This window comes from Pseudomonas sp. Marseille-Q8238 (genome assembly GCF_965111915.1).
In genome coordinates, this window is sequence record NZ_CBCOPI010000001.1 from 2,836,203 (window position 1) to 2,862,537 (window position 26,335).

Annotated in this window: 22 protein-coding genes; 13 read left to right on the forward strand and 9 right to left on the reverse strand. The window is 52.0% G+C overall.

Features of this window, described 5'->3' with window-relative positions; all coding sequences use genetic code 11:
• The first annotated feature begins 181 nt into the window (after positions 1-181).
• Genes ACWPW0_RS13120 through ACWPW0_RS13130 form a run of 3 tightly spaced genes read left to right on the forward strand, consistent with a single transcriptional unit; the run spans position 182 to position 3,949 of the window.
• Entirely contained in the window at positions 182-808 is a 627-nt protein-coding gene (locus ACWPW0_RS13120; RefSeq protein ID WP_454256788.1) for an RHS repeat protein, read from the forward strand.
• Positions 809-826: 18 nt separating this feature from the next.
• Positions 827-3,532, forward strand: a complete 2,706-nt coding sequence (locus ACWPW0_RS13125; RefSeq protein ID WP_454255536.1) for an RHS repeat-associated core domain-containing protein — start codon at positions 827-829, stop codon at positions 3,530-3,532.
• 9 nt (positions 3,533-3,541) lie between these two features.
• The gene (locus ACWPW0_RS13130; RefSeq protein ID WP_193826308.1) at positions 3,542-3,949 is read left to right on the forward strand and encodes a DUF4279 domain-containing protein; all 408 of its coding nucleotides are present in this window, start codon (positions 3,542-3,544) and stop codon (positions 3,947-3,949) included.
• A gap of 653 nt (positions 3,950-4,602) precedes the next feature.
• Here the strand turns inward: ACWPW0_RS13130 and ACWPW0_RS13135 are convergent.
• The 6 genes from ACWPW0_RS13135 to ACWPW0_RS13160 form a co-directional block, all read right to left on the reverse strand.
• The gene (locus ACWPW0_RS13135) at positions 4,603-6,555 is read right to left on the reverse strand and encodes a DUF3732 domain-containing protein (protein ID WP_193826288.1); all 1,953 of its coding nucleotides are present in this window, start codon (positions 6,553-6,555) and stop codon (positions 4,603-4,605) included.
• Positions 6,552-7,049: a three component ABC system middle component gene (locus ACWPW0_RS13140; RefSeq protein ID WP_193826289.1), complete on the reverse strand. Its 498-nt coding sequence runs from the start codon at positions 7,047-7,049 to the stop codon at positions 6,552-6,554. Before ACWPW0_RS13140 ends, ACWPW0_RS13135 begins: the two co-directional genes overlap by 4 nt.
• Entirely contained in the window at positions 7,049-8,254 is a 1,206-nt protein-coding gene (locus ACWPW0_RS13145) for an ABC-three component system protein (RefSeq protein WP_193826290.1), read from the reverse strand. The genes ACWPW0_RS13140 and ACWPW0_RS13145 overlap by 1 nt, the downstream gene beginning before the upstream one ends.
• Positions 8,255-8,736: 482 nt before the next feature.
• Positions 8,737-9,390: a hypothetical protein gene (locus tag ACWPW0_RS13150; RefSeq protein ID WP_193829271.1), complete on the reverse strand. Its 654-nt coding sequence runs from the start codon at positions 9,388-9,390 to the stop codon at positions 8,737-8,739.
• Between the two features lie 83 nt (positions 9,391-9,473).
• A complete protein-coding gene (locus tag ACWPW0_RS13155; RefSeq protein WP_193826292.1) occupies positions 9,474-9,971 on the reverse strand; it encodes a hypothetical protein in 498 nt (165 codons plus the stop codon).
• Between the two features lie 96 nt (positions 9,972-10,067).
• Complete coding sequence (locus tag ACWPW0_RS13160) at positions 10,068-10,370, reverse strand: hypothetical protein (protein ID WP_193826293.1); 303 nt, start codon at positions 10,368-10,370, stop codon at positions 10,068-10,070.
• Positions 10,371-11,429: 1,059 nt separating this feature from the next.
• On the opposite strand from ACWPW0_RS13160, the gene ACWPW0_RS13165 reads away from it, so the two are divergent.
• The 7 genes from ACWPW0_RS13165 (at position 11,430) to ACWPW0_RS13195 (ending at position 21,005) form a co-directional block, all read left to right on the forward strand.
• Complete coding sequence (locus ACWPW0_RS13165) at positions 11,430-12,881, forward strand: metallophosphoesterase family protein (RefSeq protein ID WP_193826294.1); 1,452 nt, start codon at positions 11,430-11,432, stop codon at positions 12,879-12,881.
• Entirely contained in the window at positions 12,881-15,199 is a 2,319-nt protein-coding gene (locus ACWPW0_RS13170; RefSeq protein WP_193826295.1) for an ATP-binding protein, read from the forward strand. The genes ACWPW0_RS13165 and ACWPW0_RS13170 overlap by 1 nt, the downstream gene beginning before the upstream one ends.
• A 442-nt stretch (positions 15,200-15,641) precedes the next feature.
• Positions 15,642-16,115, forward strand: a complete 474-nt coding sequence (locus ACWPW0_RS13175; RefSeq protein WP_193826296.1) for a hypothetical protein — start codon at positions 15,642-15,644, stop codon at positions 16,113-16,115.
• 181 nt (positions 16,116-16,296) lie between these two features.
• The gene (locus ACWPW0_RS13180) at positions 16,297-17,472 is read left to right on the forward strand and encodes a YaaC family protein (protein ID WP_454255537.1); all 1,176 of its coding nucleotides are present in this window, start codon (positions 16,297-16,299) and stop codon (positions 17,470-17,472) included.
• An 84-nt stretch (positions 17,473-17,556) separates the two neighbouring features.
• Positions 17,557-19,056: an IS21-like element ISPst3 family transposase gene (istA, locus tag ACWPW0_RS13185; protein ID WP_454256738.1), complete on the forward strand. Its 1,500-nt coding sequence runs from the start codon at positions 17,557-17,559 to the stop codon at positions 19,054-19,056.
• Entirely contained in the window at positions 19,049-19,852 is an 804-nt protein-coding gene (gene istB, locus ACWPW0_RS13190) for an IS21-like element ISPst3 family helper ATPase IstB (RefSeq protein ID WP_011911830.1), read from the forward strand. Before istA (ACWPW0_RS13185) ends, istB (ACWPW0_RS13190) begins: the two co-directional genes overlap by 8 nt.
• A gap of 274 nt (positions 19,853-20,126) precedes the next feature.
• On the forward strand, positions 20,127-21,005 hold the full coding sequence (locus ACWPW0_RS13195; protein ID WP_193826298.1) for a hypothetical protein: 879 nt from the start codon (positions 20,127-20,129) through the stop codon (positions 21,003-21,005).
• A gap of 124 nt (positions 21,006-21,129) precedes the next feature.
• Here the strand turns inward: ACWPW0_RS13195 and ACWPW0_RS13200 are convergent, their stop codons facing one another.
• The 3 genes from ACWPW0_RS13200 to ACWPW0_RS13210 all read right to left on the reverse strand — a co-directional run bounded on the left by ACWPW0_RS13200 (position 21,130) and on the right by ACWPW0_RS13210 (position 23,206).
• Entirely contained in the window at positions 21,130-21,489 is a 360-nt protein-coding gene (locus tag ACWPW0_RS13200; protein ID WP_193826299.1) for a histone-like nucleoid-structuring protein, MvaT/MvaU family, read from the reverse strand.
• Positions 21,490-21,815: 326 nt separating this feature from the next.
• Positions 21,816-22,409 (reverse strand): DUF6088 family protein, encoded by a 594-nt coding sequence (locus ACWPW0_RS13205; protein WP_193826300.1) that lies wholly within the window; start codon positions 22,407-22,409, stop codon positions 21,816-21,818.
• A gap of 20 nt (positions 22,410-22,429) precedes the next feature.
• Positions 22,430-23,206, reverse strand: coding sequence for a hypothetical protein (locus tag ACWPW0_RS13210; protein WP_193826301.1), 777 nt, complete (start codon positions 23,204-23,206; stop codon positions 22,430-22,432).
• 272 nt (positions 23,207-23,478) lie between these two features.
• Here ACWPW0_RS13210 and ACWPW0_RS13215 point away from each other — a divergent pair, with 272 nt between their 5' ends.
• From ACWPW0_RS13215 to istB (ACWPW0_RS13225), 3 genes are all read left to right on the forward strand, one after another.
• The gene (locus ACWPW0_RS13215) at positions 23,479-23,784 is read left to right on the forward strand and encodes a hypothetical protein (RefSeq protein WP_193826302.1); all 306 of its coding nucleotides are present in this window, start codon (positions 23,479-23,481) and stop codon (positions 23,782-23,784) included.
• 264 nt (positions 23,785-24,048) lie between these two features.
• Positions 24,049-25,593: an IS21 family transposase gene (istA, locus tag ACWPW0_RS13220; RefSeq protein WP_193826303.1), complete on the forward strand. Its 1,545-nt coding sequence runs from the start codon at positions 24,049-24,051 to the stop codon at positions 25,591-25,593.
• Positions 25,586-26,335: an IS21-like element helper ATPase IstB gene (gene istB, locus ACWPW0_RS13225; RefSeq protein ID WP_193826304.1), complete on the forward strand. Its 750-nt coding sequence runs from the start codon at positions 25,586-25,588 to the stop codon at positions 26,333-26,335. Before istA (ACWPW0_RS13220) ends, istB (ACWPW0_RS13225) begins: the two co-directional genes overlap by 8 nt.

The following is a 26,335-nucleotide window of genomic DNA, read 5'->3' on the forward strand; positions in this document are numbered from 1 at the left end:
ATATAATGAAACCCTTATCTTTGACTTAACAGGAAGATTAATAAAAAAGACTCTACCCTCGGGCATAGTACATAACATTTACTATTCTAATAATTCCATTATCGTTACAAGCTCCCTTGGAGGCACTCTATCCTTCCAGCAAGACAGTAGATATCAACCCACGTCTCTAACAGCTGCAGGAATGTCTGCCACTTACTCCTACAACACTTATGGCCGCCTAATCAATATATCCAAGATAATCAACAACCAAACCCAAGTACGGCAATATCACTACGAAGTTCCCAGCAAGCCCAATCTTCTAACCGGAATTACCGACGAACGCGGCGTACGCTACGCAACGTGGGCTTACGACGATCAGGATCGCGCCATCTCCAGTGAGCATGCAGATGGCGCCGATAAAGTCACCCTGACTTACAACACTGATGGATCAACTACCGTCACCAATGAACTGGGTAAAAAAGCCACCTATCGCTTCGAAACCATTCAGGGCATAAGACGCATTGTCGCTATTGAGGGGGAGCCCACCCCCAACTGCCCCAACAGCAACTCCAGCTTCACTTACGATAACCGCGGCCTACTCAAGACCAAGACCGATAACAAAGGCATTCTCACTACCTACGATTACAACGACCGTGGCCTTGAGGTATCACGCACAGAAGCAGCCGGCACACCTCAGGCACGGACCACCACCACGACGTGGCATCCAACGCTCTTCCTACCTTTGACGGTGACAGAGGCTGGCCGCACCACTCACTATCAATACGACAATCAGGGACGGCAGATTAGCCAGACCACCGACTCGCTCTGATTTCAGAAGGATCTGATTATGAAAAATGCGTTGCGCTATACCTGCCTGCTGTCGCTAGCCGTTTTAACGGCAGCGGGCTCTGTTCAGGCCGCCCAGCGTAGCTGGAGCTACACCTACAACAGCCTGGGCCTGATCGAAACCGCTAACGGGCCACGCACCGATGTCTCTGACATCACCACCTATGCCTATGATGCTCAAGGTCACTTGACCAGCGTGACCAACGCTCTGGGACATGTCACTCAGTTGTCCAACTTCGACAACTTCGGCAACCCCCAAACCGTTGTCGATGCCAATGGGGTAACTACCAGCCTGACCTATGCGCCCCAGGGTTGGCTGGCCTCAGTGAGCATAGCCGGTAGCACTACAAGCTTCGAACACGACGCTATTGGTCAGATCACGAAAGTCACCCGTGGCGATGGGAGCTGGCTGCAATACACCTGGAGTAACGCACGACGCCTGACGGCCATCACCAACAACCTGGGTGAGCGCGTCGAATATGACTACGACGCCATGGGTAACCGCACGGCCCAACGTCTCAAGGACGCGTCCAGTAGCCTGACTCAGCAGCAGGCCTGGGTGTATGACGAATTGGGACGGTTGTTGCGCTCAATCGGTGCCGCTGGCCAAACCGCACGCTATGGCTATGACCTCAATGACAACCCCATTGTCAGCACCACACCTAAGCAGCACAGCACCACCAAGAGTTACGACGCCCTTGATCGACTGGTCTCCAGTGTCGATCCGCTCAATGGTGTAACTGGCCTGGCCTATGACGCGCAGGACAACCTCACCCAGGTCCGTGATCCGCGTAACGTAACCACCCAATACCAGTACGACGGCTTGGGTAACCTGACCAAGGTGATCAGCCCCGACAGCGGAACAACGACTTACACCCATGATGCGGCGGGAAACATCATCAGCAAGACCGATGCCCGGGGTGTAGTGACCCTCTATGCCTATGACGCACTAAACCGCCAGATCTCCCGCCAGTATCCGGCCAAACCTGCCTTAAATGTGCAGTACCACTACGACATGACGGCCGATGGTAATCATGGTGTTGGGCGTTTGACAGCCATTCAGGACGCCAGCGGCATACTCGGTTACTACTACGACGCCCGAGGCAATCTCAGTGGGCAACTTCGTTCGGTAAGCGTGGCAGGTACGGATCGCTATGACGGCCTGGCCTACGAATACGACGGTGCCAATCAGTTAACCAAAACCAGCTACTCCGTGGGCTTCAGCGTCTTGTATGCCCGCAATGGTGCAGGTCAGGTGAATCAGGTTCTGATGCAGATTGGCGATGGCACACCCAGTGCCATTGCCAGCCAGATTCAGTACCTGCCTTTTGGTCCGCTAACGAGCCTGACCTGGGCTAACGGTTTAAGCCTGTCGAGAGCCTACGACCAGGATTATCGCCTGACCCATCAGCAGATTGACACGTGGAGGAATATCTATGGCTATGACGCCAACAGCAATATCGAAACGCTGCAAAGCAGCCTGTTCGGCAACATCACCTATAGCTATGACGTTCTGGATCGACTGACCTCAGAACAGCAAGCTGACCTGCATCAGAGTTATAGCTATGACGCCGTAGGGAACCGCATTGGCAAGACAGCGACTCCCATCGTCAATGGCAGCCCACAGCCAAGCACCAATACCACCCTTGGCTATGCGACCACCAGTAACCGGCTCACGCAGCTCAATGGCGTAGCAGTAGGCAGTGACGCCGCAGGTAACTTGACTAAAGACCGCCCCAACCGGCAGTTCGAATACGATGAACATAATCGGCTTTCACGAGTGAAAGCCTCAGGTGTCACCATTGCAGAGTACGGCTACAACGCCTTGGGCCAGCGTACTCACAAGATCACCTCCAGCGGCACCACCGTTTTTCTGTATGGCAGAGAAGGCCAACTGCTGGATGAGACGTTTTACAACACGACAGGCCAGCGCCAGAGTAGCCAGGTCTATATCTGGCTAGACAACCTCCCCATCGCCGGATTTACCGTTCGCTATGGGACCAACGGCGATATCACTTCGAGCGAACCCTTCCTCCTGCACACGGATCATTTGGGAACGCCACGAGTTGCCACGAATCACAATCAGCAACCCGTCTGGGGCTGGTTCTCCGATGCCTTTGGGGTTGGCCACGCTACAGGTAGTCTAACTATCAACCTGCGCCTCCCAGGTCAGTATTACGATCAGGAAACAGGGCTGCATTACAACTACTTCCGCGATTACGACCCCGAGACGGGGCGGTACGTCGAAAGCGATCCGATTGGGTTAGCGGGCGGACTGAATACCTATGGGTATGTAGAGGGAAATCCGGTTAACTACATAGACCCTACTGGAGAAAACGCTGTCGCCGGAGCAGCTGCGGCAGCCGTCTTGTTTTGCACGCGATATCCGTCTGCCTGTGCCGCTGCTGCTGGGGCGTTTTACTGCCTCATTAATCCAGATGCATGTACACCTAAGAATTGCCCAATAGATAGCTCTCCGTCTGATGACCCCTATTATTCTCAACGGCCCCCAGGAAGCTGGCCTGCTGATTCAGGCGCAAGAGAGTGGGATAAACGAAATGGAGGAGGTCGAAAAGGACGTGACAAATTTCATGACACCAAGCAAAACAGCCCATGGCCTGGCGGAAAAGAAGATTGGTCGGTTGATCCGGACACAGGGGATATCTATGATCCAAATGGTGACTCTTATGACAACCTCAATGACTAGTGAAGCCTAATGAGCAATTCTAAAAGTATTCGGCTATCCCTTAGATTGTGGGGGGAAGAAATCAATCATGAATTGATTACTAATACCTTGGGGTTAAAGCCAAGTCTTTCTTATGAACGTGGATACGTTAAAACGCTATCCAGTGGTAAAACAACCATACCCAAAGATCTAGGGATCTGGGTTTATGAGAAAAATGTTGAATCTACTCTTGAGCATGAGCTGGACTCTTTACTGTCCTCGCTTGCAGATAAGCAACTAAAAAATATTGAGAGCGTCCAGATAGCCATATTAGATATTTATCTTGGCCTGTCTGATGAGGACTCATCGCTTACTGATAGCTATGAGTGCAGAATTGATAATGCTTCATTGCTTCGGCTGGGGAACCTCGGGATCGACGTAAGAATTACCGTTTCATAAGGTAGGAGAAAATAATTCCTCGCGATCTTATTTCGCAGGATACGCAAAGCTAATATTCCTCTGACACCGGCCTCGCGCCGGTGTTTTATTGCCAGTGCACTTAAGGCGTATTTCCTAGCTCTACCGCTCTAGGAATAGTTCCGCACTTAAATTCCCACAGTAATTCTCCACTCTTGGCCCTTGGCATAACCGCTCTAATATTTGATAAGTGTGGCATTGCGTAGGGTGTCGATGCTGAGTATCCATCCATACCTGCTGTATCAACTTCTCCAGCAGACTGTTCAGACCTTTTCGGTTCAAGGTGTCAGGTTAGGCCAGCAGGGTGTTCAAGTTAGTGCAGTCCCTACAACTGTAGGGGCCGAGAAATTTATTACGGCCTGCTGGTTTGAGTTGATACCTTGAACCGAAAAGGTCTGAACACTCTGCTGTTAGTGCATAATGGCACTAGCTCTACTACCCGCATGCGTTTTTCCGCCCCCGCCGCTCATGACCCCACAGCCAGCCGCCATCAGCCAGAAGCGGGCGATAGGCCTTTACTACATACGGTACTTGAGGTGTTTAGTCTTTATGCAGAGCGACCATATAGCCGCTCCTTGATGTTCATCTGGCCCCAAACCAGGATTCCATGTGGCTGCGCCGCACTCGGTAAAGACCTATTGTTCGATATACCAATGCTTCGGAATGAGCGCCGTATCTCCTCGCCATTTCTCATCAGCGATAGCGGACTGATACCAGTCGTCCTCGATATCGGCATGGTCTGTGACAATGACCTGAAGATCGCCTCCTAGTTCTTCTTCTACTACTTTGAACAGCCATTCGAACATTTTTTTAACTGCTTTGCGGTCCTCATCGCTCTCGATCTCTTCAATGTTACCGGTCACGGATTTATCAGAAGGAAAATACACTTGTGTAGGTTGGTCAAAAAATATGAACCTACCAACGGGACGATTCTCCTTAATGAACCATTTAGCCAAAGCCAGATAGGCCACCAGATGATAACCAACCCAATTTTCCCCGCTTCCCATGCGATAAAGAGGCGTTCTGCCGAAAGGAGTTTCGGCCACGACGGTGAGCTTGGGTATATCCAGGCGGATGGGATGCTCTGAATGTTCGAGGCCCAGTTCCCTTGCCCATCGCGTCATGTCTTCACTGATGATACTGATCTGTGCATCCAGCCGTTCTTTGAGCGCTTCAGGGTTAAGCTTCTCTTCAAGCTCTTCGATCTGTGGTTCTAACGCTGCGATCTGTTTCTTGATCGGCCCCGTATCATCCGCCCAATTGATACCGTCCAGGTAAAGGGAAACCCGTCCTGCAATCCTAGATTTCTGCAGGTTCCCATCCTGCAGGCCTTCTGACGTCGCATTTTTCGATCTGATTTGGTCAATGCTGTTGCGAGTTTTTTTGATTTTGTCGGCCAGATCGGACTGTTCTGTGATTAGACCCTGAATATAACCAGTGATCCGTGGACGATTTCGCCCCACGCCATCCAGTTTATGCGCAAGATCGGCAATGGCGTGTTTGATGATGCCCTCAGCACTGTCGCTTGCGTCATGCTGAGATTCACATATGGGGCAGGTTTTCTGTGCCGTCGCTGCTTTCTTGAATAACCCAATGGACTGCAATCTAAAATTCTGCTCTCCGGCTTCTTTTTCGAAACCGCTTTCTGACCTCGCAAACTCGTTGGCAGAGTTCAGTTTGAATCGAACTTCGCGTTTTTGTTGTTGGAGTCGCTGGTACTCCTGCTCCAATGCCAGAAGCGGATTGTCATCACTGTCCTCGACGGGATTCAGTGGCGGCGTCCAGTTGTTGATGCGGGAAAGGCCGCTCAGGAGCTCTTTCTCATTGGGTATGAGGTTTTCTCCCGAGTAAAGACCGACATTTGCCGCCTCTGCCAGCAGGAGATAGCCCTTCTGCAGGCCATCACCTTTCAGGGACTCTATCTCATAAAGTTTTTTGTTGAGCCGTACCTTTTCCTGCTTAAGGTTTCGTAGTGCAGCGAGATCCTTTAGACGATCATCTTCCGCCGCGCCAAGAAAGTATGGAATAGTGTCTTTGATAGCTTGCGGAATATGGGGCTCTGACTGGCGATGAAAGAGTATCTTCTTGGCGGCAATCTCATCCTGGCTCTGAAAGAGGTAATACCGAGAGTGCTTAAAGTTGATGGAGATAGAAGAGCGCGTCTGTCCTTCAGGCACCTCCGTTTGCTGCTCTGGAACCCCCAATTTCTCTGTCAGGAAGTTAACGACGCTATCAATATTCGTGGATGATTTAAGCTCAGCTCTATTCGGGGTTTTTATCTCCTTTTCAACAATCATATGTGATGTGCTGCTGGAGTTCTGCCCTGGAAGGGGAGCTGCACGGGCAATGAAAACCTGCGTATCACTGAATTGCAGGAGAATGGCATACCAATCGACGGTTTTCCTGATGAAACCCTCCGCTACGGTGCATTCACTGGACCCGAGGCAGTATTCCACGATATCCAATAGGGAGGATTTACCCTTTTTGGATGCGCCCGTAATGATATTGACACGGGAGGGTTTGAACTTGACATCACGTCGTTCACCATTCTTCCCGTAGACTGATATCTGTAGAATCTGCATGGTCATGGCCTGATCCCTAGCTGTGCATAAATGGTTTCAACGGTTGATGAATGGGCAAACCACTTACCTATAAAGTTAGAGGCTTGAAGGGCTTGCTTCATGCTCTCGCTCTTATTGAACAGGCTGGGGGATTTGGCGAGCTCATCATTGGCTACGAGGTAATTCGCATTGTCGGTCAGTAGGATGATTTTCCGTTCCAACAGAAAGAGTGCAGCTGAATTGACGACGGGAATACAGGCTGAGGCCATAGCCGGAAAGTCAGACAATTCGCCGCCTCGTTCCGCAACCCAAGAAGCAATGGGTGTCCTGTATGTGCTCGGTAAGCTGACAGCTATGCGTGGCGTCAACGCCATCGGGACGACGACGTAAGGAAGTGTGCAGTGCATGCCCTGCGCATCGTATTCGCAGTAGGCGCGTAAGGATGCAAGAAAAATAAATCCGGTATAGGCGGGATTGTATAAATTGATTTCTTCTTGTGTCAGCAGCTCTTTTAATAACATCAGGCCGCTCCTTTCTTGTCTTCTTTCTTGAGTAAATTTTGATAACTTGGATGCCAGCCAATTTTCAATTCGTTGGCCAACGTGTGATAAGTTCCTCTCGCAACATAGGGGTGATTAAAGTCCCTTCTAATGGACAGCGCCCCTTCATTCTGGCATTTTCCGTAAACATCTCTTCCCGATTTATTGCACTGCTCAGGATTTGTAATGTCGGTATCTGGCAAAATGAGAGACGAGTGGTTAATCCATTCTTCTTCAAGCTTTTTTAGGTACGACTTAAGCTCACCAGGTTTAACAAGCCCATCTCTCGACCAGCGCGAGCGCTGCTCGCAAGCGCGATAATAATTGATAATGGCAAAGCGAATTGCCTGGTTTGGTATGCCAATAAGTCGAAGTTGTTCTACGAAAATGCGGTCATCGCCGTCTACATCAATATCTTCTGGTTCCGCATCAGCATAATCTGCAGTCAGATTTGTCAGCGAAAACTGAGAACGCAGATCATCAATGATCGCAACGACTTCCCCGAGGCAAACTTCCTTTTCATTTGACGATGACATGGCAATGATAAAGCGCTTAAACCACTCACCTTCCAAGCGTGTAAGGAAAGCATCAATATGCTTCCTTTCGATTGTGGTTCTGAGTTCCTTCTTCATCAGCTCGGACACGTCCAGAATGCTCGCTGAACGGCAGAGAATGTTGATCGCACTGATAAGCTGGTCTTTCTGCCAGCCAAGCAAGGTATTGTATGCCGTATAGGCTGGCAGATTTGTTGCGTTAGACGTCTCAGCAGCAATCTCATCAAGGAGCACCCTGACAGCCTTGACGTCGCGCGATGACGTGGGTAGCAAAGCTACTACTAAGCCGGTTTCAGGAGCGCTTTGCGTTGTGATAAGTGAAAAATTCATGGAAGCCGGGTCAAGGACGCCCTTTGTTATGGATTCTGCCCAGACTCTGATAGTTTTCCACAGATCGGCACTTCGGTCCGTCAGGTTCCCTTCAGTGCCATGGTACTTAGTCTGAAGAATATCGACCGGGTTTCCACCTGTTTCGAAAGCTATATCATCCAACTTTTCGATGGAAACGAAACATTCATCTGGGTCTTGAACTTCCCGGATTTTCTGAAGGCTGAGGTAAAGAGCGTATCGTGCTTGGTACAGATAGCCAAGCATTGAAGCTGTTGCATCGAATTCATTTTCTTTGCTTGCCATGCATATTCCCTTCTCGGCAAAAGCAATGTAGCTGCTAGCGCTACAGCTTATTGTTTTAAGTGTTATTTTTATCCATACAACAATGACGGCACTGCAGTGTTAGCTAGATATACGTGCCCAATGCCAACGACATCCATGTGAGGTCCATTTTTTACCGAATACGGCAAGCTAGCGATTTGACATCAAATTGTCTACCACTCCAACGAGTGCGTTGTCAGGCTTCCAGCGAGAGCGATAGATGGTTACATGTCGCCTGACTGGCCCAGCAAGCCAAAATCTAACGCCTACATTGCTAAGTCTGAGGCAACGCTCGGCGCTGCCTCAGTTACAGCACCAGCAGACAGACAAAGCGTAGCTTTTGGCTGTCCAGCGAACAGGGAACGGTAGTTGAGTGCTGCAATGGACTTTCCCCACGCCACACCCTGAAGTTCCGAGTGGCGTGCTCTTGGGAGAGAGTCGATGAAGCGCATTGCAGTTAATTGTTAGAGCTTCGGCACAAACTCAGGGTGGCGATCTAAAACTGACACAGTTAACTCATAAGCTATTTGACGAATACAAGCCAGCTCGACTTTGTCGATTGGTCTAATGTCGTCATTTACCCCGACAGCATAGCCGATGGAATTTTGTCTGCTGAGGGCTGCATAAGTTGCGTCGATTTCAGGATCTACATGAGCGCCCCCGTCTGTATTGGCAACTGCCATGACAAGCATGCGCCGAGAGAACCTTGCGCCCTGCATATCAGTTAAAACTGCTTGATTCCACCAGTCGGGAAACAAAGCTTTCTTTGCGCGGGGCCAACCTGCAGGTCGATGCCCCAGAAGTGGATGATGTTGTCCGCTTAGAGTTAAATCTTCATTGACCGTGATTCTGGTTTGGAGGAAAGCAAGGATGGCTTGCTTTTCTCCTTTTGCTATTGGAATTGCGGTATTTAAGAAGCCAATTGATTTAAGACCAAGCTGCGAGAACAAAGAGTGTGAATTCTTCGTGTCATGCAGCATCAGCCGAATCGTTGCGGCAATACGTTTTGCTTCTGCCGTAAAGCCAGTATCGTACTCTGAGCATGATCGGCTGAGGAATTCAAATTGCTCTCGTAGATGTGAGCGTAGCTCTGTTTTAGATTGCGGAACTCGTGCCATACGATTCTATGTATAGGTCTAACGATTAAGCTAAGGGTCTGCGGAACGCGGCCCAGTGAGCGAAGCGAGCGATTTTATTTCTGTTAACTGTTGGCTTCATTTTGGGACTTGAAAAGTCGTATACGCTCTTTCTCGGCCTGAACAAAAAAGAACCAAGTGAAGTAACCGGGAATTAGGGAAATAAATAGAGAAAAATTCCTAGCCCAGAAGCCTGTAATGCTTGATGACGCTAATTTAGTGGCGATTACAACGAATAGACTAAAAAATATAAAGCATGCAATGTAGTCATTTACCATGAAGACGACTGCGAAAAATTTGCTGAGACGGGGGTATGGCTCTGGAGGCTCAAGATTTTTTACGGCACTTATGGCGATAGCCTTTGTGGCTGCCCTGGTGGATTTAATGGCAATTCCCATTGCCCGGTATAGCTTTAAAAAACTATTGCTCTGCAAAATCTTCAGCATGATTAAGAGCATGGATAGTGCGACGAGCCCCCAAAACATAGGCTCAAGATATTGTCTTGCATACTCAGGGCTGGAAGTTATCAAATTTAAAATTTCTTTTATTTCTGAAATGCTCATGGTCTCTCTAGGCGGCTAACGTTTGGTTAAGGGGCGGGCTTCAGCCCGTCCCAGTGAGCGAAGCGAACGGTTTGAACCACTTGTTATGCGATTTGCTCACTCGTCTAATATTTCCTGTCTGGCACTCACGATTAACTTTGCAATACTAATGTCATGTTCGTTGTTGTCTGTGGCGTTCAATCCGATATTCTGACGAATAGTTGATGTGAGTGAAGCGGCGATTCTAATGTGATCGCAACCCTCTACTGCGAGTCGGAATATGTGAGGTACATAGCTATCGTATTCATCATCCCACTCACTGTCTTCTTCGTAGACACCGATAGGATCCCAATTCTTCCAGAGAATTTTGGATATCCTATTCCAGAGTTCTTTTTCCTTTGAGCTCAATTTATTCTTCATGATCGATTGCGCATAACTATATGTAATGACACTCCTGGCGTAATTTTTTCCGCCCTTTGTGCCTGATAACGTGCCATACCCATGCGTAACTCCTTGATCGGCTTAAGTGGCACGCCAGAAACGCGACATGAGGCAAGGAGCAAAAACGACATGACTTGCGCGAACATTACTGGCGCATTAGCCGCATGTCCATGGTCTGCTTTTGGCCGACTCCGGCCTATCGCGGCCGGCTGAAAGCGGCCAAAAGTGGACATCTCGTAGGTGTCTAAAAGCTAGGGCCGATTCAAGCGGCTCGACAAAAGCCCCGAAGCCGGGGCTTCTGAGGCGTGACCAAGTCGGCGATTGACTACTGAATGCCTACACCATGACTACGCAGTCCTTGCCCGCTTCCTGTTTGACAGCTGTAAGGGGCTGGGCTAATTACAAAGCAGGATTTAACAACCCAAGCGATAAAGGAAATCGACCATGAGTATCAAGCCTGGCCCTAAAAGAACAAACGAAAATGGTACTCCGGACAAGAGGCAGAGAGTTACGCCCGAAAAGCAAAAGGATCATCCAGACCTGAAACCTCATAAGCATAAAAAGGGAGAGTAGGATCGAAAAAGCAGCCCCCGAAAGCTGCTTTTTTTATTTTTGTACGAATAGACCTGTCCGTCATCACCGCCACGATGATCAATCGCGCCGTGTAGTGAACGAAGGAGACAGGGGATTAGTCGTCAAGGCTTTCAGGAAGGAAGGTGCTTTGACCTCGGTGTTCACCCGGGATAAACCGTTTCATAGGCTTCCCTTGCGATGAAATTATCAGAAATCATCGTAAGGGTTTGTACGGGCGTTTTTACACACTCTGGGCCCTAAGCAGCCATCCAAGAAGGGAAGCTTCCGAGCCTGAGCTGACGCTCGATTCTGTCCTCGAAACGAAGGGCGATTAATTATGAGTTTTTTGGTACATAGGAATTCGGACAGCTTGTAACCTCCGATTCAAGAGTGTTTCAAGTGGCCCCAGGTTGCATAGGTCAGAGTTAAATTTATAGTCAATTATTTGAGTAGCCATTAACGGTTATGACAGTCACGATCATGCATATCTCGGATTTGCACCGAGACTCCGGAAGTCAGATTACCACTACCGCACTGCTCAATTCGCTTGCGAGGGATCGTGCTAAGTACATGGGGCGAGAGGATATTCCTGGCCCCGATCTGGCTGTCGTCAGCGGCGACATCATCTATGGGGTAAAAGGTGGGGAAAAGGAAGGAGAGCAAAGGCTCCAGGCTCAATACGATGAAGCTCACGATTTTCTCATTGCCTTAGCTGATCGTTTTTTCGAAGGCGATAGAGAACGTGTGATTCTTGTCCCAGGAAATCATGATGTCAGCATGTCACATGTTGAGCGTGCTACAACACCAGTGCCAGTTCCAGAGGAACCAGACAAGAAAGCGATATTGGTCTCTCGACTGCTGGGGAATGATCCAAAGCTCCGGTGGCGATGGGCAGATTTTTCCGCGTTGGAGATCACTAATCCTCATCTTTATGAGCAGCGGCTAGAACCCTATGCCCAGTTTTATCACCGCTTTTATGAGGGTAAAAGAACCTTTCCCGTGGACCCTGCCAATCAGTTCTCCGTTCACGACTTCCCTGGACTGGGCGTGAGCTTTGTAGGGCTGTCAAGCTGTCATGAAAATGACATTTACAACAGAACGGGCCGGGTTCACCCGGACGCACTTGCCCAAGCTATGGACGCTGTCAGTCCGTGTTTCAAAAAAGGGCGCTTGGTCATCGGTGTTTGGCACCACAGCATTCAGGGCGGCCCGAAAGAAACTGACTATATCGACTCCGACCTGCTGCAAGCCCTCATGGATGGGAACTGCTCTATCGGCATGCACGGCCACCAGCATCGGCCCCAACTCCTGGAGCATCGCTTCACGCCAGACCGAAAAAGAAGTATCTCCATTATTAGCGCTGGCACACTGTGTGGCGGGCCGCGTTCTCTGCCTACTGGCAGAATGCGCGCCTACAACTTGGTGGTGCTGGACACACAGGAGGGGAAAGGAACTATTCATGTTCGGCACATGGCCAACTCTGACTTTAGCTCACCGGTCTGGGGGGCGGGTCATGTCACCGAGTTTGGCGGTACGTCCATCGATTTCGAGCTTCCTAAATCTGCAGTTCCAGTTATCCAGCCACTGGCTGTAGCCGGTGAAGCAGATCAACTATTGCGATCAGGTGAGCCGAGTGCGGCATATGAGATAGTCAAGCCCTTGCTCGATAACCCAATAATGCGTCGTATCGCTGCGTCCGCTCTATCGGATATGGGCGATTGGCGAGAAATCATTGAGGTCTTCAAATGCCCTCGGTCTCCAGCCGAGTTTATCCTGCTTTCAGAAGCCTACGAAGAGCTGGGAGCCTGGGAGTCGATGAGAACACTCCACAGTTCTGACTTCGCGCAGGTACAGGCTGATTCAGCAATCAAGCAGCGCATTGAAATGTGTCGTGCGACTCTAATAGGAAAAAAATGATGTCGGCTTCCAATATCACTTTTCAAGTCGAAACAGATCGCGTGCTTGAGATCCTTTCCAAGCAGATCTACGACTCCCCCTACGCGATGGTTAGGGAAAATGTTCAAAACAGCTACGACGCCGTTTTGATGCGTGCGAAAGCCGAAGGCAGAGAATTATCCGAATACGCGATCGAGATTACTTTGGAGCCAGGGATCATCACCATTCGGGACAATGGTATCGGGATGTCCGAAGAGGTGCTACGCAACAATTTCTGGAAGGCTGGCTCTTCAGGAAAGAACAACTCTGAGGCCCGAGCAGCGGGAGTCATCGGTACCTTCGGCATTGGAGCGATGGCCAATTTCGGTGTCTGTACTGAGCTGTCCGTAACTACTCGAACATTAGGCAGCTCAAGTGGATATCGGACAAACGCCAAGAAAAGAGAGCTTACAATCGGGCAGGAATGCATAAGTCTGGTTCAGCTAGAAGATACGATTTCAGTAGGCACTGAGGTTGTAGCCATGCTGGAGGATGGCTCACAAATCGCTGAGGCAGGCCTGAAAGAATACTTGATCCAATTCGTTCAATTTTTGCCGGTCCCCGTACGTATTAATGGGGTGCTCGTCAGTCAGCGCGACTTGGCTGCGGTGGTAGGGATTTCAGGTTGGGAGCAAATAGGCGAGTGTAAAGTCAACGCAGGAAGCATGCTGTTTGACTTGATCGTTTACGCGCAAGGGAATGCTGTCGGTATAGAGGCTAAAAATTTCCAACGGGAAGATAAAGCTTTTAACGGCCACTTGTGCTTGCGCAGCGCAGCCGGCTCTATAACAGGGCTTCGCTCCCGTTTTGGGCTCGCGCCCTTGCCTGTCCCGACCGTCTACCAACTGGGGGGGTATGCCGATTTGCCGTTCCTGATTCCCACGGCAGGTCGTGAGGCGTTAACCAGGGAGTCCATTGCCGAAGCGTCACAAATCTTTCCCGCCGTAGATGAGCACCTTTCGATAATCATTTCCAGAACGTCGATTGCAGAAGCCTTGCCGGCCTTTCAACAGTACGTGCTGAACTCTGGAAAAACTGAGCTAGCAAGTAAGGTTTTGATCCAAGTGCAAGAAGGAGATCAGCGTGTTGAGCTAGGCATGCTCGAAACTCAGTTCGAAGGCTTGCCAATGCAGTGGTACGCCGGGAGTGATCCTGACACCATCAAAACATTTTCTAGCAGCGAAAGCCCGCTGCTTCGAATCAGTCAAAACCAGCCCCGAAGGAGCGTACAGCAACGCTACCTGACACAGTTGTTGAAAGTGCCTGAAATACCTGATCACGCATCTGTCATCGAGGTGTACGAAGCGAGCGAACTGACTCGAGATGAGTTCAGTCTGACCCTCTCTCTCGCCAGGGTGCTACGTTACGACTACATGTTGGAGGACGTTGACATCATATGGGCAAAGATCAGCCATGGTGTTCCCCTACTCGCCGAATTAAAAGGCGAGCGGGTGATTCTGACCCTCAATAGAAACTGGTCTGCTCTGCAGGCTGTTGTCAAGGTCATAGAGTCTTCATACGATCTGATGGACGGGTTTACCAAGGACTTGGTGAGGGTACATATCTATCAGCGAATACAGTCATTTGTACCGAGCTCTCAACGAGCAGGGCTTGATGCTCTGCAGAGGACATTGGAGCGTAAGAGAGAGCTCTATCGCTTAGATTATGAAGATAAAGGTGAGCTAGAACCTTTGCTCGCTGACTATCTTTTGGGGAAGATCGAAATCGGAGACGTATTGACTGCCGCTGTTGCTGCAAGCTCTGTTCAAAGTCAGCGAGTGAGCGTAGGTCAGGTAGGTGCCATTGAGCGAGTACTGCCTGATGTAGTTAACGCCCCGGTTCATCCGGGTACCGACCAATCAGTAAATGCGCCTACGGTGGGCTCGCCGATCCTGAGGCTTGATACTCACATCCAGGAGCGCCTTCTCACATCGGAGACGGAAATACCCCAACTCAACAATCACAAGATGTTCCTCGCCCTGTCTGATCGGTTGTTCCAGAAGGAGAGTGACTTTTTTCGCTGGCCACATTCGACGCAGGTGGCATGGGCTGGAAGGCGTATTGTTTATCTTTTCTCGGTTGCTAACTCTGGGTTCAGCCTTTACTACGACATTGAACTTCGAGGTAAAAGAAGCGCTGGGGAGGCCGGAGGAATGGCGCTTATTACCACTACCATTGTCGCTAACAACAGGATAATGGTGCCCGTTCCAGCGGCGCTAGCGGAGTGCTTCCGAATAAGCGATTCACCAGTCGAATTTTATGTGAGATTCGATTTGCTCACCCATCAGGACGCGAAGTAATCAGTATAAATACGTTAGCGCTGCGATGAATCTAGCGTTAGAACTGACACTGGATTCATTCGTTGGTCGTATCGAGTGTGCTTACGATTGATTGTAAGTGGTCAATAAGGGGCTATGTCGCTCACAGAAAAGCGTCTGCGTAACACACTTACGCAGTTAAACGGATACCCATTTATGCGGCAGCAGTTCAGTAATTTAACTCGCTCGCAGCGTCGGCAGGCGCATCTGAATATCCATCAGTCAGGCATACGGGGCATGCCCTTTAGCTGTACCGAATGACTGCCTCTTGCCGAAAGCGGAAGCTCGTGACTGGCAACAACCGGTCAAGAGCAGTCATAGAGCGCCTACGAAACTAGGGGGCGATTCAATTGCCTTTCTTGGGTGCTTTGAGACTTTGTCTGGGTGCCCCATTCTATACGTATAGAATGGGGTGAATATTTCCATGAAAAAGTACAAGGACCAGGGCAAAGGGTACCGGCAGATGGGACGTCGACGCAGACCAAAATCATTTTCAGCTTGGCTTCTCAGCGTTGCGGGAGTCCTGCTGATTTCGTGGCTTAGCTACCAATACCGCATTCATCGCTTAGAGCAAATTACCAATGATCAGCTTGAGCGCATAGAGCGCCTGCAGCCAAAGCCAGAACGCCATATTCAATTGACCCCAGAGCAAATGGCCGTACAGCAGGCTGAAGCTCGACGCCAAGCGGAGCTTGATAGGAAGCAAAGAGAAGCTCAGCGCCTAGCGGCTTTGGAGGAACAGCGAAAGGAGGAGGCTTGGAAGAAATACTTCACTCCGACCACTCGTTGCCAAACGCCGGGCTCTCAGCAAATGGTCAAGGTTTGTGAAGCGAACGAATCAAAGCTTCGCGCCAGATTCGAAGCTGGCTGGTCAGCAAACGAGGGCAAACACCTGTAATGCTATGTAACGCCTTTCGGCCGGTGTGCACCCAATGTGGGTTGCCAAGCAAATGGGACATGCTAACTAGACAATGATCGAGCAGGTCTATAGTTGTGGATGCCTGGCGCTGATTTGACGACAGGCATGAAAGCCGAAAATATGTGGTCCTTTAATTCACTCGCCAATGGAATGACGTTCGATGAGGTTGCCTCCAGCGCGAGCAGGGAAAAGAGTTGATTCAAGGCAACGGGTTGTGGACTTCTCGTTCTGGCCGGCCACTCTGGCTCACAAGAATAGATATAAAGTCCAACACACGCTGTTCGCTTTGGACCCATGGTCAATTATCGAGGGAAGCATAAGCCGAAAATGCCCGGCGGCCGCGAAAGAGGAGGCCCAAGCATGCTTGCGTCAAGCGCGAGATTTTTTCCAGGCTGCGAACCAGGCAGGGACTTTAGAGTCACGACCGCTCTCTCTCTACTACAGCTACATGAATTTGGTTAAGGCTTTTTGCCTGACTCGCGGACAGCAGCCAACCTTTGATAAAGCGCAGCATGGGCTGTCCGAGCAGCTTCGTGCCCCAAATGTAGAACTGGTTGACGCGTACCTCGCCGCATTCCCCAGCCCGAGCAAAAAACAAATACTTCAAAACTTTGATGAGTTCCTGAGAGCAGTGACAGGAAAGTCACTGCCTGCCAGCTTCGATTACGAACTCACAAAACTATTGCCCCAGACGGTGAGCGGGCACAGATTGTGGTGTTTAGCAGAGAAGGCTGATGAGCGAATGTTTCCAGTAGAAAGCATCCAATACTGGAAGGACTCTCAGAGTAAAACCGCATGGCTCAGGATTACTCTGAAAACCGAAAACCTTACTAGGCACGGCATGACGCGCTCCCAACTTTTGAAACGCGCCGGCTTAAACAATGATTTTAGGATGGTCAGCCAGGACCCTTTCACAGATAAAGTTCTGACCACCCTTGAGATGAAGGTGCCGATTCCGGTTACTGGATACGCCAGTGACAAGGTTCAAGAACTATCAAAGCTGATTAAGGATCGTATTTGGTCGGTGGTTTCCACCGTCCCACCTTATCGAAAGTACTATCTGTACGCCTGCCCACCAACTGAGCAGCCGCACGTTCTACCCCAGCTACTCAGCATTTACGCCATATCGTACTACTTGGGATCAATCACCCGGTACAGACCTCATCAGTTGCCCAAAATATCCCAAGGCACTTATGGCCCGCTGATCCAAGATTTTATTACTGGCCAACCGATGCAGTTCCTCTACTTAATGGCATCAGAGTTCTCAGAGCAGGATGTTGCCAAGCCCGCGATCGTGCTCCAGTATGTTGCCGCTGACCGAAAACTGACCCAGTAGAGGCTGTTCTGCCGACTGAAAACTGACCCAGGTGTTCAACTGCTTCTGCTCAATTTTTGAGCAGGAGAACACAGGGTGATCAGTATGGAAATGATGGGCAAAATTCGCCGGATGTATTTCCGCGACAAGCTGTCGCTGCATGAGATAGCCAAGCGCACCGGGTTGGCGCGCAACACGATTCGCAAGTGGGTCAGAGCACCTGAGGCCAAGCCGCCGGTCTACCAACGCCGCGCGATCTTCAACAAACTCAGCCCTTTTCACGCCACGCTGGAGCAGGCGCTAAAAGCCGATTCGCTGCGGCCCAAGCAACAGCGGCGCAGTGCCAAGGCGCTGTTGGCGCAAATCAAAGCCGAATGTTATGACGGTGGCTACAGCCAGCTCACCGCGTTTATCCGTGCCTGGCGAGGGGGACAGGGCAAGGCGTCGCAGGCCTTTGTGCCGCTGACCTTTGCTCTTGGCGAGGCGTTTCAGTTTGACTGGAGCGAGGAAGGCTTGCTGGTCGGCGGCATTTACCGGCGTATGCAGGTGGCACATCTGAAGCTGTGTGCCAGCCGTGCGTTCTGGCTTGTGGCGTATCCGAGCCAGGGCCATGAGATGTTATTTGACGCCCATACACGCTCGTTCGGCTCCTTGGGCGGCGTGCCGCGCCGGGGCATCTACGACAACATGAAGACCGCCGTCGACAAGGTCAATAAGGGCAAAGGCCGGGCGGTGAATGCGCGCTTTGCGGTGATGTGCGCGCATTACCTGTTCGATCCGGACTTCTGCAACGTCGCCGCTGGTTGGGAAAAGGGCATCGTTGAAAAGAACGTGCAAGACAGCCGCAGGCGTATCTGGCTAGACGCCCAGGACTGCCAGTTTCACTCCTTCGAGGAACTCAATGCCTGGCTGGGCCAGCGCTGCCGCGCGCTTTGGAACGAGCTGACGCACCCTCAATACAGCGGGCTGAGTGTGGCCGAAGTGCTGGAGTTGGAGCGCGCTGAACTGATGCCTGTGCCAGCGCCATTCGACGGTTACGTCGAGCGGCCTGCGCGGGTCTCCAGCACCTGCCTGGTCAGCGTCGGGCGCAACCGCTACTCGGTGCCGTGTGAGTATGCGGGTAAGTGGGTCAGCAGCCGTTTGTATCCGACGCGAATCGAGGTGGTGGCTGACGACGCGCTGATCGCCAGCCATGTCCGCTTGCTGGATCGCGACCAGGTCAGCTATGACTGGCAGCACTACCTCCCGCTGATCGAACGCAAGCCCGGTGCGCTGCGCAACGGCGCGCCCTTTGCTGATCTGCCGGCGCCGCTGCGTCAGCTTAAGCACGGTCTGGGGCGTCATGCCGGCGGTGACCGGATCATGGCGCAAGTTCTGGCTGCCGTACCGGTCGCCGGGCTCGATGCGGTGCTGGTGGCTGTTGAGCTGGTACTGGAAAGCGGCAGCCTGAGCGCCGAACACATCCTCAATGTCGTGGCGCGCCTGGCCGCGACCGAACCACCACCCAGCGTCGAAACCCACTTGTCGCTCAAGGAAGCCCCCGTCGCTAACACGGCGCGCTACGACCGCCTGCGTGGCCAGACCGAGGAGATCGGTCATGCGTGATTTGATGGCGGAACTCAAGGAGCTGCGCCTGCACGGCATGGCCACGGCCTGGGCGGAGTTGACTGCGCAGGGTGAGTCGAACACAGCCTCGTCCAAGTGGCTGCTCGAACACCTGCTGGAACAAGAGCACACAGATCGCGCCATGCGCTCGGTGAGCCACCAGATGAACATGGCCAAGCTGCCGATGCACCGCGATCTGGCCAGCTTCGATTTCAACGCCTCTAGCGCCGACGCACGCCTGATCAGCGAGCTGGCCAGCCTGGCCTTTACCGACACCGCGCAGAACGTGGTGCTGATCGGTGGGCCAGGCACCGGTAAAACCCACCTAGCCACCGCGCTGGCCGTGTCCGGCATCACCCGGCACGGTAAGCGCGTGCGCTTCTACTCCACGGTCGATCTGGTCAATCTGCTGGAGCGCGAAAAACACGACGGCAAAGCCGGGCGGATCGCCCAGGCACTGCTGCGCATGGATCTGGTCATCCTCGACGAACTGGGTTATCTGCCGTTCAGCCAGGCTGGCGGTGCGTTGCTGTTTCACCTGCTGTCCAAGCTGTACGAACACACCAGCGTGGTGATCACCACCAACCTGAGCTTCGCCGAATGGTCGAGCGTGTTCGGCGACGCCAAGATGACCACCGCCCTGCTGGATCGGCTGACCCACCACTGCCACATCGTCGAAACCGGTAACGAGTCCTATCGCCTGCAACACAGTAGCTTGGCGGCCCAGGCCAAGATCAAATCACGGGAGCGAAAGCGTAAGGGCGGCCAAGAACCGGAGGACGATGAGCCGTTCTGATTTCATGGCGACGACGGCCTGCTACATGGCTGCGTGTGGCAGGTCTTAAACAACTGAACTGGGCTAGCGAAGGAGTGGGGGCAACAGCAGCTGCGCTGGTAGACTTATCCACAGTTGCTGGTAACAAAATCAGCAATCCGCCCTGGGTCAAATTTCAATCGGCAGGGTGGGTCAATTTTCCATCAGCGCCAACACTCCAGTAATCATTGGTGATAACTCGGAGTGACTATTTTCGAGAACCACCCGACGCGAAATCAAACATGGAATTAATGCAATGAGCGACTATTGCATCTATTTAGATGGCCCCAGTGCTGACCTGAGCAAAGAGCACATCATCCCGATGTCGCTCGGTGGCCTCGACGGCTTCTGCATTCAGGCAGATAGGCAGTTCAACAATGCCGTGGGATCCAAAGTAGATGGAGCTGTTGCCAACGATTTTTTGATGCTTTTCAACCGGGACAAGGCGAATGCCAAAGGCCACTCGGGGGCTCAGCCGCAACCAGTAGCCCGCCGTGCGACGCTGATTGACGGCTCCCCCGTACAAGTAACTTTTTCAAAAAGCGGGCTACAGATTTACGACTTAAAGCAACGTAGATATTTGGGGAAAGGGGAGCGCCGCGGAGGCCAGGTAAAAATCGATGGCCTGACGCTGGATCTAAACGCGGACATCAAATTTGTGGCAAAGGTGGCTCTGGCAGCGGGTTTCTATGCATATGGGGATCTGTTTCGAACAGGGGTTATGCATTCAGAGCCCCGAAAGATAGTAAACGCTAATTCTCTGACGGATATTCGGCCAGATGTCCGGCTTTACACCCGTTTCCAAAGCGAGCAAGAGCTACCCGATCCGGGTGATTTTCAAATGCTCAAAATGATAGTGCAGCTAAGCGGTTGCTCCTGTGTGCTCATTATTCCTGGCAAAGACTGCTTTGGGGTAGTGGTCGGTGTCCTTGGCGAGTTTATGGGGATGCTTAACATCCCGGCCGATACTACCGGATTTCCAAATGAAGGCGACTATGACCTTGGGCACTGCATCTTTCTGCAAAGCGGGAAGGTGAAGCGCATGTCGTTTCGCCACGTTGCAACGAAATTGTCGGATTACTTGGAAGGAAAGAATGACAGCGTTATGACAGGGTTAGAGCTCCATGCACCCTAAAATAATGAATCGCCCCGAATTTCTTTGGCACTTCTGGTGCTTCGCTTATGGCCGAAAGCAGCCATGCAAATGAGTTTAAAAGAAAAGCCAGGCAATGCCTGGCTTCATCATTTAGGCCGCGGGATTATTGCAGCCATCCCTCTACCTTCTCAGAACCGTATTGCTCTTTCCAAGCCTTCAATACTTTGTGATTGCCGCCTTTAGTCTCCACTACCTCCCCGTTTTCTGGGTTCTTGTACACCTTAACCTGGCGTTGCCGGCGCTGGTTATGAGGAGCAGAAACAGTCACGTTCGCGCGGGCTTGCGGATCTAGAAGAGCAATGATGCCTTTCAGGCTGACGCCGTAGTCAGCCATCAGCTCGCGGAGTTTTTTCTCGAACTCGATCTCGCGCTTCAGACCACCGTCATTCTTCAGCTCATCAAGCTGCTTTAGTTGGGCAGCGAGTTGGGCTTCAAGCGCTTTGAATTCAGCAAGTTTGGACATGAATCAACCTTTTGTTTGGATGGGAACAATTTGTGCCACTCTACTGCGAGCCCTTTCCGAGAGAAAGAGGTTATCTGAGATGTATGACCTGTCCACTACCGACCAAAAACGGACAGCGTGAATCAGGTACCCAGAATGGAATTCTATAATCGCTCTATAATTAACTATAAAGACATATAAAGCCCATTCTAGAGCGGTCCCGTTGCCTTTTGCGCAGAGCGTCATGCGTCTCCCGGCGTATGAGCGGCTGATCTGAGCAGAGACTGCTTCTCCGGCGTGCGTCGACGTCTACGAATGCATGCTTCGGCATTGCTAGTGGCAGGAGATCAATCAGCCGCCTCGCTGCCAATCGCCTCAGCCATCCAAGATGGAAGCTGAGCTCGGACTGAATGCAGCATCTGCCATTCATTGTGCGGTAGTTGCCGATGCAGTTTCGCTGTCGCCTCGCGCACATGCTCCTGACCTAGCCAAGCAAGTGCACGAATAGCATCGCCTGCAGCGCTTGTGCCGAGAGCCAGCAACCACCTCGGGGCGTGCTCAATTTGTATCTTCGCCTTGCCTAGCTGCAGCGTCCGGGACGAACCGGTGGTGAGAAACACCTCTCTGGTTGGCATCTGCAGGGTCAATCCCAGAGCATTGGCTGTATGTGCACCGTTGCGGGCGATTACTTCATGATGCTTTGACGCCAGCGAGGCCACGACCTTATCTGTCGACGGGGCACGCTGCCCGAAGCGGCTCGCAATAGGAACCACATAAATGCCTCGCGTGATGCGCATCAGTTGTCCGGCCTTGACCAGGCGAGAGAACGCTCGATCCACAGCTGCGCGGCCAGCCAGATGGAGGAACTCTTTAGGAGTTAGCACGCTGCCTTCTGGTAGGTGCTTGCCGTACTCAAGGATCGTCTCGGGGAGGGTCTTCATGGTCACATGATTAGCTGGTTTCAGTCGCCAGATGTGCAGCCGAAAGCCCGATCACGCCGCAGTATCTCGCTATATTTCCCTACATGACTTGCGCGACTGGACGAAATTTTTTTAATAACGTCGAGCATAAACACCGGGTCCTCTCTAGCCATTCTTTTAGCAGACATAAAGCAACCCTCCCCACCGTACTTTCCTTCATATGAGAGATCCGCAAGTACTCCATGCGTTTCTTTATATAAGCCCTCGACTACACCATTAAATTCAGGCATCAAGCTAATCTCCATGAAAAAATGCAATACAAGCTCTCTTAAACGAAAAGACACGTAGTATTCACAACGCAACTCATGAGATTTTATACCAATCAGTAAGGCGGCAAGGTCATCCAGGCCGCGCCGATCAATTGTTCGCAGAAATTTTGATCCAGCTTTGAAACAACCATGATTTTTGGAAAGGCTTCTGAAGGATATAGCGCACGTACCTTCGTCATATTTAAGAAGATACTGATTAAGGCTTGGCTCAAGCTTCTGAGCAAGTTCTATGAGTTCAATCTCTTTGGCTCCGCAAATCGACAGAAACGACCATAATGGGTGATTAACAATTCTAGCAGTTCCTGGAAGCAGTCTATCAATCTCCGTTGCAAGGCTCTCATTCTTTATATTTTCACCGGCCTTATATCGATAGAAATCAGCACGAAATTTAGAGTAATCAGTTGTATTCCCATGACCTGCCATTTCCGCAAGCGCAGGGGCAATTTGCGAAACCTTATCAATCTTCAGCCTTCGGAGCAGTACGTTCACATAGTACTTGCTGCGAATGGCTATTACCGACTTGAGCATAGTCAAAAATATTCTATAGGCCGCGCCCTGTGTAAAACTGGTTACACGCGCGCATGTAACCAAGCCTGCCGAGTAAAAAAGCCTTAAGTCCTAAGGAGGCACCAATAAAATTTAGTCACAGTTTTTCATTTCTCTGCGATTTTCCCGAAAAAGGCGACGGAGTGCAGCTATTTACGGCGAGGCATAAACTTCATGAGGTCACGTTTTAATACGCACGACTTGGATGCGCCACGATGGATGAAGCCGAAAAAAGCCTGCTGATTGATGAGCTCGCCAAATGCCTTGAGAGCGATTTGCTGGGCCGTTACGGGCCCGTCATGGGCGGAGATGAGCTACTGCGTGCCTTGGGCTATACGTCGAAGGAGGCTTTCCGGCAGTCACGAGTACGAAACACCGTCGCTGTCCCTCTATTCAACCTGGAGCACCGTCGTGGCAAGCACGCTTTGGTGAAGGACGTCGCCCGCTATCTGGCCGAGCAGCGCTTCAGCGCCAAGTTCAGCGTTTTACCCAATCGCGAACCAGGAGGTGATCCCCAATGACCTAGCGACCACGCGTGTAACCAACGCAGTGAGGCGCAGATAAGAAAAAGCCTCCGGGGGGCAATCCCAGAGGCCTTTTGTGGCAGTCGATGTGAAACCCCGACTGCCTTCAGTCTTATCCCCGAAGCCCAACCTGTCAAGACGAAAGCCCATGTGCAGACGCGGGCTTCGGGGCCTCTCTGTATCCCTATTTCGATTGCGTCTAACGACGCCGGCTTTTCTCGTCCTTCGGATGACTGAAGCCGGCTCTTGGAGGGTACAGACATGCAAGCTCAAACCTATCGGAAGGTATTGCATCTCAACGGCTGCTCGACAATGAGCCTGCGGCAAATTGCCAAGCAGGTAGGCATCGCTATCAATACCGTCAGGAAGATTGCGTCCGTAGCACAGAACAACCATTGGGACTGGGCGATGGTCCAGAACATGGATGATCGCGAACTAAAAACTTGCTTTCACGCAGTTAGGCAGCAGGAGAATGGCAAGGTCATGCCTGATTGGGTGGTCATCCATAAGCTGATGCAGGCCAAGCATCAGACGCGGATCGAGCTCTGGGAGGAATACCGGGATCAACTCAAATCTGCCGCTTACTCTTACTCCCAATTCAACCATTACTACCGCGAGTATCTGAGCAAGATCGACCTCACCATGCGGCAGGTTCACTTTGCTGGCGAATGTGTGTTTGTCGACTACGCCGGCCAGACTATCCCGTGGTTTGACGCAGAGCATGGCCTTCAGCGCAAGGCTCAAATCTTCGTAGGCGTGCAGGGCTGTTCCAATTACACCTTCGCTTGGGCCAGCGCCAGCCAAAAGCTGCACGACTGGATCGAGGCCCACAACCGGATGTTCCAGTTCTTCGGCGGCGTGCCCGAGGTGGTCATTCCGGACAATCTCAAGTCCGCAGTGACCACGCCAGGCCATGATCCTGTCATCAACAAGACTTATCAGGAACAGTCCGAGCACTACGGTTTTGTGGTGGTGCCCGCTCGGGTGCGGAAGCCTCAGGACAAGGCCAAAGCTGAGCTCGGTGTAAAATTGGTCAGCCAGTGGATCACTGTACCGCTGCGCCGCCGGCAGTTCTTCAGCCTAGAGGAGATCAACGTTGCTTTGGCTGAGCTGCTGGAGAAAGTGAATCAGCGTTCTTTTAAGCGCCTGCCCGGCAATCGCCTAGAGCGTTTCCTGGAGTTAGACAAGCCCGCGTTGAAACCCTTGCCGCCGGAGCCTTATGAATACGGCGAATGGATGGCCGCTCAGACGGTCGGGCCGGACTACCACATCTATGTGCAGAATCACGCTTACTCGGTGCCCTGGCGACTGGTGAGCGAGCGCGTGGAGATTCGCGTCAGCCCCTTGACCATCGCCTTCTTTCACCTGAACAAGCGGGTGGCCCTGCACCCTCGCGACGACTCGCCCGGCGGCACGACGACCAACCCGAATCACCGGCCCGAAGCCCACCAAGCCTATGCCTCTCGGACCGCGCACCACTATCTCGAATGGGCCTATGGTCTTGGTGCGGCTACTGCGGAGGTCGTGCAGGCGCAGTTCCACGGTAAGGCTGATTTCTCCATCTCCGGCAGCAAGGCCTGTCAGCAGTTGCAGCATCTGGCCAAGCACTACGGTAATGCCAGGGTCGAAGCGGCTTGCGCGAGGGCGTTGGCCATCCAATCGCCGACGATCAAGAGTCTGCGTTCTATCTTGCAGCATCGTCTTGATGAGTTGCACCGGCCCTTGCATCCCGTCGCCGCTCTGATTCCGCCCCACGCTAATGTGCGCGGCTCCGACTATTACACCGGGGAGAACCGCCATGAATGAGCAGCAGACTTTCGAGCAGCTGAAAGCGCTCAAGCTGCTCGGCATGGCGAACGCTATGGCGGCGCAGCTGGAAAGCCCCAACATTCAGAGCCTGCCCTTCAACGATCGCCTGGCCCTGCTGGTCGAGGCCGAATGCCATGAACGTGACAATCGCCGGCAACAACGTCTGATGACGCAGGCGAAGCTGAAGATACGCACTGCCTGCCTCGAAGACATCGACTTTAGGGCGCGCCGCGGTCTGGACAAGCCACAGCTGATGTCACTGGGGCAGTGCCAGTGGATCGGGCGCCACCAGCACCTGCTGATTACTGGTCCGACCGGCGTGGGCAAGACGTGGCTCGCCTGCGCTTTTGGCATGCATGCCATTCGCCGCGGACAGTCCGTTGCGTACCACCGCGTTAGCCGGTTGTTGGAGGAAACCGAAATTGCTCGGGCCGACGGTTCTCTGTCCGGCCTGCGCAGCAAGCTCGCGAAGTGCCACCTGCTGATCCTCGATGATTGGGGGATGTCACCGCTCACTGATATCGGTCGACAGGATCTCCTGGAGTTCGTCGATGACCGGACGGGGACCGGTGCCATCTTGATTGCCTCCCAGCTGCCGGTCGCTAAGTGGTACGAGTACATCAACGAGCCGACCCTGGCGGATGCCATCCTCGATCGCATTGTTCACCGCGCGCACAAGATCGAGATGCACGGCGACTCCATGCGCAAGAAGCGCGGCCTCAACGATGGGGAGGACTAG